The organism is Streptomyces flavotricini, assembly GCF_020639365.1.
GTDB classification, from domain to species: domain Bacteria; phylum Actinomycetota; class Actinomycetes; order Streptomycetales; family Streptomycetaceae; genus Streptomyces; species Streptomyces flavotricini.
Map to the genome: position 1 here is coordinate 2970205 of NZ_JAINUL010000001.1, position 15582 is coordinate 2985786.

A 15582-nucleotide genomic window follows, 5' to 3' on the forward strand; every position below is an offset into this window, starting at 1 on the left:
TGATCCGGCCGGGGCCCTCCCCGTACGCCCGTACTTACTTCATGAACTTCTTGAACTCGTCCGGAAGGTCGAAGTCCTGGCCGGACTGACCGCCGCCGGCGGGAAGGCCGAACGGGCTGCCGGTCGCGGGCGGGGCGCTCTGCGGGCCCTGCTCGCGGCGGGCGGCGGCGGCCGCCTCCTCTTCCTTGCGCTTCATCGGGTTGCCGCTCTTGCGCTTGCCCTTGGCCTGCTTGATCTGCTTCTTCTGCCGGCCGGGGCCGCCGCCCATCCCGGGGATGCCGGGCATCCCGGGCATGCCGCCGCCCTGGGCCATGCGGGACATCATCTTGCGGGCCTCGAAGAAGCGCTCGACGAGGCTCTTGACCGCGCTGACCTCGGCACCGGAGCCCTTGGCGATACGGGCGCGGCGCGAGCCGTTGATGAGGTGCGGGTCCTGGCGCTCGGCCGGGGTCATCGACTTGATGATCGCGGCCATGCGGTCGACGTCACGCTCGTCGATGTTGTTGATCTGGTCCTTGATCTGACCCATGCCCGGGAGCATGCCGAGCAGCTTGGAGATGGAGCCCATCTTCCGGACCTGCTCCATCTGGGCCAGGAAGTCGTCGAGCGTGAACTCCTTCGGACCCTTCGCCAGCTTGGCCGCCATCTTCTCGGCCTCGGCCTGGCTGAAGGTCTTCTCGGCCTGCTCGATGAGGGTGAGCATGTCACCCATGTCGAGGATCCGGCCCGCCATGCGGTCGGGGTGGAACGCGTCGAACTCGTCGAGCTTCTCGCCGTTCGAGGCGAACATGATCTGCTTGCCGGTGACGTGCGCGATGGAGAGCGCGGCACCACCGCGGGCGTCGCCGTCGAGCTTGGACAGCACGACGCCGTCGAAGCCGACGCCGTCGCGGAAGGCCTCGGCGGTGTTGACCGCGTCCTGGCCGATCATCGCGTCGACGACGAAGAGGATCTCGTCGGGGCTGACGGCGTCGCGGATGTCCGCGGCCTGCTGCATCAGCTCGGAGTCGATGCCGAGGCGGCCGGCGGTGTCGACGATGACGATGTCGTACTGCTTGGTGCGGGCGTACTCGATGGAGTCCTTGGCCACCTGCACCGGGTCGCCGACGCCGTTGCCGGGGGCGGGCGCGTAGACCGCGACGCCGGCGCGCTCGGCGACGACGCTCAGCTGGTTGACGGCGTTGGGGCGCTGGAGGTCGCAGGCGACGAGCAGCGGGGAGTGGCCCTGGCCCTTGAGCCAGAGGCCGAGCTTTCCGGCGAGGGTGGTCTTACCGGCACCCTGGAGGCCGGCGAGCATGATCACGGTGGGCGCGGTCTTGGCGAAGCGCAGCCGCCGGGTCTCGCCGCCGAGGATCGAGACGAGCTCGTCGTTGACGATCTTGAGGACCTGCTGGCCCGGGTTGAGGGCCTTGGAGACCTCTTCGCCGCGGGCGCGCTCCTTGACGTTCGCGATGAAGGAGCGGACGACGGGGAGGGCGACGTCGGCCTCGAGGAGGGCGATACGGATTTCCCGCGCCGCAGCGTCGATGTCCTGCTCGGAGAGGCGGCCCTTGCCCCGGAGGGACTTGAAGGTCGCGCTGAGGCGGTCGGAAAGCGTATCGAACACGGTGGTCGCGATTCCTCGGGTCGGGGGCGTGTGGTCGCCCCCCAGGGTATCGGGCCGTCCCCCCGTCCGGGGACCCGCCCGTTCCCGGACGGGGGGGGCGGCGCCCCCGGGTCAGTGGAGGGCGGCCTCCAGGGCGGCGGCCAGGGCGGTCGCGGCGGGCGGCGGGAGCGGTTTGCCGTCGGGGTCGACCACGTACAGGGAGTCCACGGCGTTGGCGCCCAGCGTCGACACGTGCGCGCTGCGCACCCGCACCCCGGAGGACTCCAGCGCGCGCCCGATCCGGTGCAGCAGACCCACCGCGTCGGGGGCCCGCACCTCCAGGACCGTGGCCAGCGAGGACACCTCCGGGACCACCGTGACCCGGGGCGGCGGCGGTACCACCCCGCGCCGCCGCGGGTACGCCGCCTCGCGGTCCGCGAGCTTCGCCCGGACGTCCAGGGAGCCGTCCAGCGCCCGGATCAGGTCCGTCCGCAGCCGCGCCGCCTCGGGCAGCGCCCCGTACTCCGCCGCCACCCGCCAGCGCAGGACGAGCACCTCGCCCGCCAGATCGGACAGTTCCATCGAGCGCAGGTCGGCGGCCCGGACCGTGAGACGGTGCAGGGCCAGTACGCCGGCCACCGCCGGGAGGACCCCCGGCTGGTCCGGGACCGCCACCACCAGTTCGACGCCGACCGCGTCGTCCTCCTCCCGGCGCGCGTGCAGCGCCAGGACCGGCTCTCCCGTGCGCAGCGCCTCCACCGCGAGGCGTTCCTGCTCGGTCGTCGGGATGGCCGGTTCCGCCGCCGGCTGCGGCGCTCCCCGCAGCACGGAGGCCACCCGTCCCACCAGGTCCGCCACCAGCGAGCCGCGCCACGTGCTCCAGGCCGCCGGGCCGGTGGCCAGCGCGTCGGCCTCGGTCAGCGCGTGCAGGATCTCCAGCGTTCCGAGCGATCCCACGGCCTGCGCGACCGAGCGGACCGTCGCCGGGTCGTCGAGGTCGCGCCGCGTCGCGGTGTCGATCAGCAGCAGGTGGTGCCGTACGAGGACCCCCAGCACGGCGGCGTCCCGCTCGTCGAAGCCCACGCGTACGGCCACGTCGTGGGCGATCGTCTCGCCCGCCACCGAGTGGTCCCCCGGCCAGCCCTTGCCGATGTCGTGCAGCAGGGCGGCCATCAGCAGCAGGTCGGGCCGGCCGACCCGGCGGGTCAGGGCGGAGGCCCGTACCGCCGTCTCCACCAGGTGGCGGTCCACCGTCCAGGTGTGCACGGGATTGCGCTGCGGCCGGCACCGCACCCGTTCCCAGTCGGGCAGCAGCCGCGTGATCAGGCCTTCGGCCTCCAGCGCCTCCCAGACCGCCACCGCCGGCTCCCCCGCCCCCAGCAGGGTCAGCAGCTGCTCCCGTGCCTCGGCGGGCCACGGCACCGGCAGCGGCTTGGCCTGCGCCGCGAGCCGTCGTACGGCGTGCAGGGACACCGGCAGCCCGGCCTGCGCGGCCGCGGCCCCGAAGCGCAGCGCCAGTACCGGATCGCGGTCGGGCCGGGCGGCCAGGGCCAGGACGGCCTCGCCGTCCGACTCCACGACCCCCTCCGCGAGCGGGGCCCGCTCGGCCGCCGCGGCCCCCCGCGTGCCCAGCAGCCCGCGCAGCCTCGGCCGGGCCGCCCGGGCCCGCAGGACGCGCCCGACCTCCCGCCAGGTCACGTCCCCGGCGTACGCGACGACCCGCGCGGCCTCGTACACCTCGCGCAGCAGCGCGTCCGCGTCGAGCAGCCCCAGCTGGGCGGCCACCTGGTCCTGTTCCTGGAGCGCGAGCCGGTCGGTCGCCCGGCCGGTCACCAGGTGCAGCGCGTCCCGCGCGTCCAGCAGCCGCCGCCGGGCCTCGGCCAGCCCCTCGCGCGGGGCGTCGGCCAGCCAGGACGCGGCGACCGCCCGCAGCGCGGTGGCGTCGCGGAGCCCGCCGCGGGCCTCCTTGAGGTCGGGCTCCAGCAGGAAGCGCAGCTCCCCGGCCTGCTCGGCCCGGTCCCGGCACAGCGCGTGCAGCTGCGGGAGCCGCTTGGCGGCCTGGTTGCGCCAGTCGGCCAGTACCGAGGTGCGCAGGCCCGCGAGCAGCCCCGCGTCACCGGCGACCGGCCGGGCGTCCAGCAGCCCCAGGTGCACCTTGAGGTCCTCGGCGGCGGTCTTGCGGGCCTCGCCCGGGGTCCGCACCGAGTGGTCGAGGGCCACGCCCAGGTCCCACACGGGGTACCAGATCCGGTCGGCCAGCGCGCTCAGCGCCCGCGGCTCCGCCTTGCCGTCGTGGAGCAGCAGCAGGTCGAGGTCGCTGCGCGGGGAGAGTTCGGCGCGCCCGTAGCCGCCGACCGCGACGAGGGTGGCGCCCCGCACCCCGGTCTCCCTCAGGGCCGTGGTGAACAGGGCGTTCAGCCAGTCGTCGGTCAGCCCGGCCAGCGCGGAACGCCGCGAAGGCCCGGACCGCGACTCCTCCTGGAGGAGTCGCAGCCGGGCCGCGGCGTAACCGCTGGGTCCCGAGGCGGACGGTTCGTCGGAATCACCCGTCATGGTCTCTTCGACGCTCGTCACCCAGGAGCTCCCGTCGCCTAGAGCGCTTCAGCGCCGCGCTCGCCGGTGCGGACGCGGATGACCGCGTCCACCGGGACGCTCCACACCTTGCCGTCACCGATCTTTCCGGTGCGGGCGCCCTGCACCAGGACGTCCATCACCGATTCGGCGTCGTCGTCCTCGACGACCACCTCGATGCGGATCTTCGGTACGAGGTCCACGGTGTACTCGGCGCCGCGGTAGACCTCGGTGTGGCCGCGCTGGCGGCCGTACCCGCTGGCCTCGGAGACGGTGAGCCCCTGGACTCCGAACCGCTGGAGGGCGTCCTTGATCTCGTCGAGCCGGTGCGGCTTGACGATCGCGGTGATCAGCTTCATGCGTCAACCTTCTTGCTCGCGGCGGCGGGGGCGGGGGCGGCGGTGCTCCGGGAGGAGGCTCCGCCACCGGCTCCGCTGAAGTCGTAGGCGGTCTCGGCGTGCTCGACCTGGTCGATGCCGGAGACCTCGTCGTCCTCGGTGACCCGCATTCCGATCGTCTTGTCCAGGAGGAAGGCGAGGACCGCGGACACGACGAGAGAGTAGGCGAGGACCGAGAAGACCCCGATGGCCTGCTTGCCCAGCTGTTCCAGGCCGCCGCCGTAGAAGAGGCCGGCCGCGTCGGACTGGACACCGCCGGTGGCGAAGAAGCCCACGAGGAGCGAGCCGATGACCCCGCCGACGAGGTGGACGCCGACGACGTCGAGGGAGTCGTCGTAGCCGAACTTGTACTTGAGGCCGACGGCCATGGCGCAGACGAGACCGGCGATGGCGCCGATGGCGATCGCGCCGAGCGGGGAGCAGGAGCCGCCGGAGGGCGTGATCGCGACGAGGCCCGCGACCGCGCCGGAGGCGGCGCCGAGGGTGGTGAAGGAGCCGTGGCGCAGCTTCTCGTACGCGAGCCAGGCGAGCATGGCGGCGGCGGTGGCGACCTGGGTGTTGACGAACATGACCGCGCCCACGCCGTCGTCGTTGCCGAGCCAGGAGCCGGCGTTGAAGCCGAACCAGCCGAACCAGAGCAGACCGGCGCCGAGCATCACGAGCGGGAGGCTGTGCGGGCGCATCGGGTCGCGCTTGAAGCCGACGCGCTTGCCGATGACCAGGATGACGCCGAGGGCCGCGGCGCCGGCGTTGATGTGGACGGCGGTGCCGCCCGCGAAGTCGATGACGCCGAGCTCGAAGAGCCAGCCGCCGGCGCCCCACACCCAGTGGGCGACGGGGAAGTAGACGACGGTGACCCACAGGGCGCTGAACAGGGCCCAGGCGCTGAACTTCACGCGGTCGGCCAGGGCGCCGCTGATCAGGGCGGGGGTGATGACGGCGAACATCAGCTGGAAGACGGCGAAGACGTAGACCGGGATGGTGTACCCGTCCCACAGCTCGGTGATGCCGATGCCGCTGAGGCCGACGTAGTCGGAGGACCAGCCGATGAGGCTGCCGGAGTCGGTGCCGAAAGCGAGGCTGAAGCCGTAGAGGACCCAGAGGATCGTGACGATCCCGAGGCTGATGAAGCTCATCATGAGCATGTTGAGGCTGCTCTTGACGCGGACCATGCCTCCGTAGAAGAAGGCGAGCCCGGGGGTCATCAGCATGACCAGGGCGGAGCAGATGAGCATGAACCCGGTGTTCGCGGCAGAGAGCGTCGGGGCGTCTGCCGCGAGGGTCGTGATGGCTGATGCCATCGGCGTCTCCTCGTCGTCGGTGCGTTCGCGTGCGGGCGATCGTGAAAACCTGAGCGGCGCAAGGCGTAAGGCCGGGGGGTGGGGGCCTGGGGGCTGGCCGGTTATTGGCCCTGAGATTCGCGCAGGCCGGTTTCCGGCGGCGCCGCTGGGTGTTTCGCAGCCGTGACGAAGAGGTCTGCTGTGTTACGCGTCCATGAACGGGACCGGGACGTGAGCCGGCCGCGGCAGTACCCGGGGGGACCTGGCTGGGGGAGCCTGATCGGGCTTCACGGGGTGACTGCCGCGGCCGGGGCCTTCGGGGGCGTCCGCGCGGGCCGTCAGACGGCCTCGGCGGCCTCGGGGAGCCGGGAGGCGAGCTGGTCGGTCAGCCGGACCACGTCGGCGACGTCGCCGTACTCGCGGGCGGCGCTGTCCACGGTCTTGCGGATCCTCGTATTGACCCGTTCGGACCGCACCTTTTCCGCCACCTTCAGGGCGTGGTCGACGAGGACGACGGCCTGCTCGGGCTCGCGCCGGAGCAGGTGCACGGTGGCCATGCCGATCAGGTTGAGGCTGTACGAGCGCTGGTGCTCCTCGTCCTTCTCGAAGAGGTCCACGGCCCGCTGCATGACGGGTTCGGCGAGGGAGGCGTACATGGGGCTGCGCCCTGCCACGTAGGCCAGGTCGCGGTACGAGTGGGAGTTCTCGCCGTTGAGCTCGGCCTCGGAGAAGAACCGGATCCAGTCGGGTTCGGGCTCGCCGCCGAAGTCGACGTCGGAGAAGGTGTCCTCGGCCATCCGGACGGCTCGTTTGCAGCGGCTGGGCTGGCCCATGTTGGCGTAGGCGCGGGCTTCCATCGCATACAGCATGGCCTGGGTGCGCGGGCCGGCGCAGTCGCGGCTGCCGTACTGCGCGAGGTGGATGAGTTCCAGGGCGTCCTCGGGGCGGCCGAGGTGGATCATCTGGCGGCTCATGCTGGAGAGGATGTACGAGCCAAGCGGCTTGTCCCCGCCCTCCTTGGCGGCGTGCAGCGCGAGGACGAAGTACTTCTGCGCGGTGGGGTGCAGGCCGATGTCGTAGCTCATCCAGCCGGCCAGTTCGGCGAGTTCCGCCGCGACCTTGAAGAGCCGGCGCATGACGGGGGCCGGGTGGTTCTCCTGCAGCAGGTCGGTGACCTCGTGGAGCTGGCCCACGACGGCCTTGCGGCGCAGTCCCCCGCCGCACTGGGCGTCCCACTGGCGGAACATGACGGTGGTGGCTTCGAGGAGGCCGAGTTCCGGTTCGGAGAGCCGGGGCGGTCGGTGGCCGCTGAGGGCGCCGGGCGCCCCCGCCTCGCGGGGGGCCGGGTCGGCGGCGGTGACCGGGACGAGCCAGCGCTGCATGGGCTCGATGAGGGCGGGGCCCGCGGAGAGGGCGAGGGAGGTCCCCAGGAAGCCGCGGCGGGCCAGCATCAGGTCGCTGCGGGAGAACTCCCCCAGCAGCTCGACGGTCTGCGGGCCGGCCCAGGGCAGGTCCACGCCGGAGACGGAGGGCGTCTGGTGGGCGGTGCGCAGGCCGAGCTGCTCGATGGCGACGACGGAGCCGAAGCGCTCGGAGAACAGCTCGGACAGGATCCGCGGGACGGGCTCGCGGGGCTGCTCGCCGTCGAGCCAGCGGCGGACCCGGGAGGTGTCCGTGCTGATGTGGTGGGCGCCCATCTGCCGGGCGCGCCGGTTCACCTGGCGGGCGAGCTCGCCCTTCGACCAGCCGCTGCGGACGAACCAGGAGGTCAGTTGCTCATTGCGGGCCGCGGAACCCGGGACCTCCGGCTCCACGCTCGTTCCGCTTGCGCCGTTGCCGCTCACTGGAACGCCCCCATCCACTCAGCCTCTTCACACGAAACCCTGGCTGGGGCGGCGAGCGCCGCCACGGACCTTCACAGGTCCTCCACACGTTGCCTCCGGCATAACCACGGACGGCCCGCCTTCGGGGTTTGGTGCACTGAAAGTAATCCTACGATCACCCCCTCCGCGAGGTCGATCGCGGAAACGCCACCATTCGCCACCCCTTTGAATGAACTAGCCACCCGCCAGGCGCGATTCACTTGACACCGAGGCGAAAACGATCGGATGGACGGGAGTGCGGTGGGGGCGCGCGCAGCGAGGAGTGCGCCGGGCAGCCCCTCCGGGCACCGGGCTCGCACCCGGCCCCGCATCCCGTCCCGTCGACGTCGTAACCACCTGCGCGTCCGACCCGTTGGAGGGGGCATGGGCATGGGCTTCACGATCGGCGGCAGCCGCAGCACCAAGGAGTTCCTTTCCGGCTCGCGGCGGCGCGGCCGGACCTCGGAGTGCACGGCCGTCGCGGAGTACACGGGACTGTGGGGCTGGGACGTGGTCCCCGGCGCCCGCGCCGCGGCCCCCGCTCGCGGCTGCTCCTGCGGTCATACGAATTGCAGCGCGCCGGGGGCGCATCCGCTGCCCCTCGCTCCGACCGTCCCGGCCGGCGCCACCCTCGACGAGGTCTCCGAGGCCTGGAGCGGGTACCCCGGCGCGGCGGTCCTGCTCCCCGTCGGCCGCGCCTTCGACGTCATCGAGGTCTCCGAGGAGGCGGGGCGCAGGGCGCTGGTCCGCCTGGAGCGGATGGGCCTGCCGCTCGGGCCGGTCACGGCGACCCCGGACGGCCGGGCCCAGTTCTTCGTGGCCCCGGGCGCGGCCGCCGGGCTGCCGCAGCTGCTGTACCGGATGGGCTGGGACGACGCCGACCTCGATCTGCGGGCACTGGGGTCCGGAGCCTTCCTCACCGCCCCGCCGTCCGACTTCGCCGGCCTGGGCCCGGTCGGCTGGCTGCGCCCGCCCGCGCTGGACGCCGCGGGGGGCCCGCCGCAGGCCCGGCTGCTGCTGGGCACCCTCGCGTACATCTGCCACCGGCTGCGGCGCTAGGGGCTGTCCGCACAGTAGCGCCGGCCGCCCGCGGGGCAGGCGGGACTGTGCGGACACCCCGTAGGGGGCGTGCCCACGACAGCGCCCCCGGGTTCCGGGCGGAACGCGGGGGCGGTGTCGTGCGTACGGTCGGCGCTCAGTCGCCGATCAGGGCGTCCACGAACGCCTCCGGCTCGAAGGGCGCGAGGTCGTCGGGGCCCTCGCCGAGGCCGACGAGCTTGACCGGGACGCCGAGCTCGCGCTGGACGGCGACGACGATGCCGCCCTTGGCGGTGCCGTCGAGCTTGGTCAGCACGATGCCGGTGATGTCCACGACCTCGGCGAAGACGCGGGCCTGGGTCAGGCCGTTCTGCCCGGTGGTGGCGTCCAGGACCAGCAGGACCTCGTCCAGCGGGCCGTGCTTCTCCACGACGCGCTTGACCTTGCCGAGCTCGTCCATGAGCCCGGTCTTGGTGTGGAGGCGGCCGGCGGTGTCGATGAGCACCACGTCGGCGCCCTCGGCGATGCCCTCCTTGACCGCGTCGTAGGCGATCGAGGCCGGGTCGCCGCCCTCGGGGCCGCGTACCGTGCGGGCGCCCACGCGGTCGCCCCAGGTCTGGAGCTGGTCGGCGGCGGCGGCGCGGAAGGTGTCGGCCGCGCCCAGCACCACGGAGCGGCCGTCCGCGACGAGCACGCGGGCCAGCTTGCCCGTGGTGGTGGTCTTGCCGGTGCCGTTGACGCCGACGACCATCACGACGCCCGGGGTGTCCAGGCCGCTCTCGGTCTTCACGGCGCGGTCGAAGTCGGTGCCGACCAGGGTCAGCAGCTCCTCCTTGAGCAGGGCGCGCAGGTCCGCCGGGGTGCGGGTGCCGAGCACCTTGACCCGCTCGCGGAGCCGGTCCACGAGCTCCTGCGTCGGCACGACACCGACGTCGGCGATCAGGAGGGTCTCCTCGATCTCCTCCCAGGTGTCCTCGTCGAGGTGCTCGCGCGAGAGCAGCGTGAGCAGCCCCTTGCCGAGCGAGTTCTGCGACCGGGCGAGGCGGGCGCGCAGCCGGACCAGGCGGCCGGCGGTGGGCTCGGGCACCTCGATCTCGGGGGCGGCCGGCGCCTCGGGCTCGGCGACGACGGCGGGCGCCTCGGGAGCCGCAGCCTCCGCTTCGGGGAGGACGACCTCCTCGATCGTGCGGCGGGGCTCTTCCGCCGTCTCTACGGCGTCCTCCCCCACCTGCGGTTCGGCGGGCGGGGCAGTGATGGTCGGCGTGCTCGACGGCGCCGAGGGCGGCAGCTGCTTCTTCTTGCGGCTGCTGACCACGAGCCCGCTGATCACGCCGACCGCGACCAGGGCGATGACTACAGCAAGGATGAGGATGTCCATAACCCGTCCAGTATCGGCCACGGCGGCCCCGGACCCCCGACTCCGGCGGTTCCGGCAGGGCCGTAACCCTCCATTTGTGGACTTGCAGGCACATCTACGATGATGGGCGACTTACCCGTACGCCCTGCCCACCGGAGTACCGCATGCCTGCCGAGCCCGCCGACGGCGCGATACAGACGCCGACCGAGACGTCCGCCGGGGCGCCCGTCGAGACCTCCTCCGAGCGCTCGGTCGAGACCCGCGGCCTGGAGCCCGTCCCGGACGGCGAGCGCGGCGGCCGGGTCCGCGAGCTCGTGCCCACCTGGGTCGCCGCCAACATCAGCGTGCTGCTGCTGACCATGGGCGCCGGCCTGGTGATCTTCAACAAGCTCAACATCTGGCAGGTGCTGGTCGTCGCGATCGCCGCTCCCGTCGTCTCGTACGGACTCGTCGGGCTGATCTCGATCGCCGGAAAGCGCGGCGGCGCCCCCGGCATGGCGCTCTCGCGGGCCGTGTTCGGCCAGCGCGGCAACCTGTTCCCCGGCGCCCTGATCTGGATCGCCCGCTGGGGCTGGGAGACCATCAACGCGGTCAGCGGGGCGTTCGCCATGCTCACCGTGCTGGACCTGCTGTTCGGGGTGCGCAAGAACACCGCCCTGATCGTGGTCACCCTGGTGCTCTTCGTCGGCTGCACCTTCCTGGTGTCCGGCCTCGGCATCAGCGCGCTGCGCGTGTGCTCGACCTGGTCGACGTACCTCTTCGGCGGCTTCAGCGTGCTCGTGCTCGGCTACCTGGTCGTGGAGAGCGACTGGTCCGCCGTCTTCGACAAGCCGGCCGGCTCGACCGCGATGATGATCGCCGGCATCGGCACCATCGCCGCGGGCGGCATCAGCTGGGTCCCGTCCGGCCCGGACTTCACCCGCTACCTGCCGCGCACGGCCTCGGCCAAGGGCATGGTCGGCGCGACGATCGGCGGCGCGGCCGTCGTCGTGATCCCGATGGTGCTGATGGGCGCGGTCATGGCGGTCGGCACCCCGGACCTGGCCACGGCGCAGGACCCGGTCTCCTTCATCGGCAATCTGCTGCCCGCCTGGATCGCGGTGCCGTACCTGCTGATCGCGCTCGTCGGCATGCTGCTGATCAACTCGATGTCCATGTACTCGGCCGGCTTCACGGCGCAGACCCTCGGCATCAAGGTCCCGCGCGCGGCGGCCGTCAGCGTCAACGCCGTCATCAGCCTGGTCTTCGGCTTCCTGCTGATGGTGGTCGCGACCAGCTTCTTCGGTTCGTTCATCTCCTTCCTGACCCTGCTGGCGGTGGCGTTCTCCGCGTGGATCGGCGTCTTCGGCGTGGACATGCTGCGCCGGACCTCGTACGACGGAGCCGCACTGCTGGACACCACCCGCACCAGCGCCTACTGGTACCGGGGCGGGTACGCCTGGCAGGCCATGACCGCGTGGGGCGCGGCCCTGGTGGTGGGGCTGCTCTTCACCAAGGTCGACTGGTTCGGCGGGCCGCTCGCCGGCACCTGGGTCGGGCAGAACGGGCTGGGCTGGGCGGCCGGCATCGTCACCTCCGGCGTGCTGTACGCCGTGCTGCCGCGCACGGCGGCCGCGCCGGCCCCCGCCGGGGCCGAGGAGCAGGAGCCCGAGCCCGCGACCGCCGGATCCCTGTCCAACTGACGCCACGTCAGCTAACGTCCCCCTTCGCCCGCGCACCCACATCCGGCGAAGGGGGACTCCTCCATGCCCATCACCGTGGCCCGGTTCAATCTCGTCGACCCGAACGGCACCCCCGAGACCCTCTCCGCCCGCTACAAGGCCGCGCTGGAGATGGCGAGGTACGCGGACGACCGCGGCATCGACACCGTCCAGACCGAGGAGCACCACGGCGCCACCGACAACTGGCTGCCCTCGCCCTTCGCCTTCGCGGGCGCCGTCTTCGGCGCCACCCGCCGGATCGCGGTCACCGTCTCGGCGATCATCGGCCCGCTGTACGACCCGCTGAAGGTGGCGGAGGACATCGCGGTCCTCGACCTGCTGAGCGGCGGCCGCCTGGTCACGGTCGCGGGCATCGGCTACCGGCCCGAGGAGTACGAGCAGCACGGCGTCGAGTGGGGCCGGCGCGGCAGGCTCCAGGACGAGCTGCTGGAGACCCTGCTCCAGGCGTGGACCGGCGAGCCGTTCGCCTACCGGGGCCGTACCGTACGGGTCACCCCGCGGCCCTTCACGCAGCCGCATCCGCTGCTCCTGGTCGGCGGCAGCTCCAAGGCGGCGGCGCGGCGCGCGGCCCGGCTCGGGCTGCCGTTCTTCCCCAGCGCGCACCTGCCGGAGCTGGAGGCGTACTACCGGGCGCAGCTCGCGGAGCACGGGACGGAGGGCTTCTGCATGATGCCCGCCGCCGAGACCCCGCTGCTGCACATCGCGGAGGACCCGGACCGGGTCTGGGCCGAGTACGGCGACCGCTTCCTGCACGAGGCGGGCATGTACGCCTCCTGGCAGTCGAAGGACATCCGCAGCGCCGTGCGGTCGGCCGCGCGCTCGGTCGCGGAGCTGCGCGCGGAGGGCGTGTACCGGGTGCTGACCCCGGACCAGGCGGTCGCGTACGGTCGGGCCGCGGGCGAGGCGGGGAACCTGGTGCTGCACCCGCTGTGCGGCGGGATGCCGCTGGACGAGGGCTGGCGCAGCCTGCACCTGCTCTGCGAACGGGTACTGCCCCGGCTCAGGGACTGAGCCGGGGCAGTATCGAGGAGAAGGGGTGTTGGCGGGGGTGGTTACCCCATCTCCTCCAGCGCCTTGCCCTTGGTCTCCGGCACCCATTTGAGGATGAAGGGGATCGAGAGCAGGGCGAAGAACGTGTAGATCATGTAGGCGCCCGAAAGGTTCCAGTCGGACAGCGACGGGAACGTGACGGTGATGACCCAGTTGGCGATCCACTGGGCCGCGGCAGCCACACCGAGGGCGGCGGCGCGGATGCGGCCGGGGAACATCTCGCCCAGCAGCACCCAGACCACCACGCCCCAGGAGAGCGCGAAGAACAGGACGAAGAAGTTGGCCGCGACCAGGGCGGTGATGCCCTGTGCGTGCGGCAGGGAGATGTCGTCGCCGGTTCCGGTCTTGAACGAGAACGCCCAGGCCGCCGTGCCCAGCGACAGCGCCATGCCCACGGAGCCGATGAGGGCGAGCGGTTTGCGGCCGAGCCGGTCCACGAAGACCATCGCGATCACCGTGCCGATGATGTTCACGACCGAGGTCTCGAAGGAGTACAGGAACGAGGAGCTCGCGTCGATGCCGACCGACTGCCACAGCGAGGAGCTGTAGTAGAAGATCACGTTGATGCCGACGAGCTGCTGGAAGACCGAGAGGCCGATGCCGATCCAGACGATGGGCAGGAAGCCGAAGCGGCCGCCGAGCAGGTCCTTGAAGGTGGACTTCACCTCGGAGCGCATGGAGTGGTCGATCTCGCGGACGCGGGCGTCGGCGTCGATGCCCGAGCCCTCGACCTCGCGCAGGACCTCCTTGGCCTTGTCCGTGCGGCCGACCGAGACGAGGAAGCGCGGGGACTCGGGGATGGCGAAGGACAGCAGGCCGTAGAGCACGGCCGGGACGACCATCACGCCGAGCATCCACTGCCAGGCCTCGAGTCCGCCGATCTCACCGCGCTGGTCGCCGTCGGCGAGGTTGAGGATGCCCCAGTTGACCAGCTGCGAGACGGCGATGCCGATGACGATGGCCGCCTGCTGGAAGGAGGCGAGCCGGCCGCGGTAGGCGGGCGGGGAGACTTCGGCGATGTAGGCCGGCCCGATGACGGAGGCCATGCCGATGCCGAAGCCGCCGATGACGCGCCACATGGCGAGGTCCCAGAGGGCGAACGGGAGGGCCGAGCCGATGGCGCTCGCGGTGAACAGGACGGAGGCGATCTGCATGCAGCGGATTCGGCCGATCCGGTCGGCGAGGCGGCCCGCGGTGGCGGCGCCGAAGGCGCAGCCGATCAGCGCCGCGGCGATCACCTGCGCGAGTGCCGCCGAGCCGACGTCGAAGCGGTCGCGGATGGCCTCCACCGCGCCGTTGATGACGGAGCTGTCGTAGCCGAAGAGGAAGCCGCCCATGGCAGCGGCCGCGGTGATGAAGATGACGTGGCCGAGGTGGTCGGGCTGGGACGCGCTTCCACCGCCCGACGCGGGTGCGTTCGCTGTGCTGGTCAAGGTGTGCTCCTGGGCCCGGCGGCGACGGCGGGCTGTGTGGGGGTCTCGTTGTTGCTTGCTCGTGTTCCTCTAGTGGCGCACAGCAAACGGCTTGCCACCACCTGAACGTCAACACGGCACAGCAGAGCCTATGGGTTCACTTTCTGAAGTCAATAGGTGAGATGAACCCGATTCTTCACAGAGCCGATCCCGGCGCACCCACAGACTGTGTTCATTAAGTGAAGTGAAAGGGTCAACGAAGGCGCTGGCTGATGACCTTCGAGACGCCGTCGCCCTGCATGGAGACGCCGTACAGCGCGTCGGCGACCTCCATGGTCCGCTTCTGGTGCGTGATGACGATCAGCTGCGAGCTCTCCTGGAGCTCCTCCATGATCCGGATCAGCCGCTGCAGGTTGGTGTCGTCGAGCGCGGCCTCGACCTCGTCCATCACGTAGAACGGGCTGGGCCGGGCCTTGAAGATGGACACCAGCAGGGCGACCGCGGTCAGCGAGCGCTCGCCGCCGGAGAGCAGCGAGAGCCTCTTGACCTTCTTGCCCGGCGGGCGGGCCTCCACGTCCACGCCGGTCGTCAGCATGTTGTCGGGGTCGGTGAGGACCAGCCGGCCCTCGCCGCCGGGGAACAACCGCGAGAACACGCCCTCGAACTGCTGGGCCGTGTCCCGGTAGGCCTCGGTGAACACCTGCTCGACCCGCTCGTCGACTTCCTTCACTACCTGAAGGAGATCGGCCCGGGTCTTGCGGAGGTCCTCCAACTGCTCGCTGAGGAAGCGGTGGCGCTCCTCCAGAGCCGCGAACTCCTCCAGGGCGAGCGGGTTGACCTTGCCGAGCTGCTGGTAGGCGCGCTCGGCCGCCTTGAGCCGCTTCTCCTGCTGCGCGCGTACGAAGGGACCCGGCTCGGCGTCGGCGTCCGGGTCCTCGCCGTCGGCGGGCGGGCTCGGGGGTACGGGCTGGTCCGGCCCGTACTCGGCGACGAGCCCCGCCGCCTCCATCCCGAACTCCTCCAGGGCGCGCGACTCCACCTGCTCGATGCGCAGCCGCTTCTCGGCGCCGAGCACCTCGCCGCGGTGCACGGAGTCGGTGAGCTTGTCGAGCTCGCCCTTGAGGTCGCGGCCCCGGGTGCGGGCCGCGCCGAGTTCCCGTTCGCGCAGGCCCTTGGCGTGCTCGGCGGCGGCGCGCTCCTGTTCGGCGCGGCGGAGCGAGACCTCCAGGTGCGCGAGGAGCTGGCGGGCCCCGTCGGCGACGGCGCGGGCGACTTCCGCCTCGTGGCGCAGCCGGGCCCGGCGGCGCT

11 protein-coding genes are annotated in these 15582 nt (G+C 72.1%); 3 read left to right on the forward strand and 8 right to left on the reverse strand.

Annotated elements, in window-relative coordinates:
• Positions 1-34: 34 nt before the first annotated feature.
• The 5 genes from ffh to nsdA all read right to left on the reverse strand — a co-directional run bounded on the left by ffh (position 35) and on the right by nsdA (position 7678).
• Complete coding sequence (gene ffh / locus K7B10_RS13110) at positions 35-1606, reverse strand: signal recognition particle protein (protein ID WP_229336258.1); 1572 nt, start codon at positions 1604-1606, stop codon at positions 35-37.
• A 111-nt stretch (positions 1607-1717) separates the two neighbouring features.
• A complete protein-coding gene (locus K7B10_RS13115; RefSeq protein WP_229344991.1) occupies positions 1718-4138 on the reverse strand; it encodes a [protein-PII] uridylyltransferase in 2421 nt (806 codons plus the stop codon).
• Between the two features lie 38 nt (positions 4139-4176).
• Positions 4177-4515 (reverse strand): P-II family nitrogen regulator, encoded by a 339-nt coding sequence (locus K7B10_RS13120; protein WP_030162445.1) that lies wholly within the window; start codon positions 4513-4515, stop codon positions 4177-4179.
• Complete coding sequence (locus K7B10_RS13125) at positions 4512-5855, reverse strand: ammonium transporter (protein WP_229336259.1); 1344 nt, start codon at positions 5853-5855, stop codon at positions 4512-4514. The genes K7B10_RS13120 and K7B10_RS13125 overlap by 4 nt, the downstream gene beginning before the upstream one ends.
• A 317-nt stretch (positions 5856-6172) precedes the next feature.
• A complete protein-coding gene (gene nsdA, locus K7B10_RS13130) occupies positions 6173-7678 on the reverse strand; it encodes a transcriptional repressor NsdA (protein ID WP_372481403.1) in 1506 nt (501 codons plus the stop codon).
• A 408-nt stretch (positions 7679-8086) separates the two neighbouring features.
• Between nsdA and K7B10_RS13135 the strand changes: the two genes are divergently transcribed.
• On the forward strand, positions 8087-8755 hold the full coding sequence (locus tag K7B10_RS13135) for a bifunctional DNA primase/polymerase (RefSeq protein ID WP_229336260.1): 669 nt from the start codon (positions 8087-8089) through the stop codon (positions 8753-8755).
• A 136-nt stretch (positions 8756-8891) separates the two neighbouring features.
• Here K7B10_RS13135 and ftsY read toward each other — a convergent pair whose 3' ends face one another.
• A complete protein-coding gene (ftsY, locus tag K7B10_RS13140; RefSeq protein ID WP_229336261.1) occupies positions 8892-10112 on the reverse strand; it encodes a signal recognition particle-docking protein FtsY in 1221 nt (406 codons plus the stop codon).
• A 143-nt stretch (positions 10113-10255) separates the two neighbouring features.
• On the opposite strand from ftsY, the gene K7B10_RS13145 reads away from it, so the two are divergent.
• Complete coding sequence (locus K7B10_RS13145; RefSeq protein WP_229336262.1) at positions 10256-11773, forward strand: cytosine permease; 1518 nt, start codon at positions 10256-10258, stop codon at positions 11771-11773.
• 63 nt (positions 11774-11836) lie between these two features.
• On the forward strand, positions 11837-12823 hold the full coding sequence (locus tag K7B10_RS13150; protein ID WP_229336263.1) for an LLM class flavin-dependent oxidoreductase: 987 nt from the start codon (positions 11837-11839) through the stop codon (positions 12821-12823).
• A 41-nt stretch (positions 12824-12864) separates the two neighbouring features.
• Here K7B10_RS13150 and K7B10_RS13155 read toward each other — a convergent pair whose 3' ends face one another.
• Both K7B10_RS13155 and K7B10_RS13160 read right to left on the reverse strand, forming a co-directional pair.
• Positions 12865-14295 (reverse strand): sugar porter family MFS transporter, encoded by a 1431-nt coding sequence (locus tag K7B10_RS13155; RefSeq protein WP_229336264.1) that lies wholly within the window; start codon positions 14293-14295, stop codon positions 12865-12867.
• Between the two features lie 232 nt (positions 14296-14527).
• A partial coding sequence (locus tag K7B10_RS13160; RefSeq protein ID WP_229336265.1) for an AAA family ATPase occupies positions 14528-15582 on the reverse strand: 1055 nt, incomplete at its 5' end.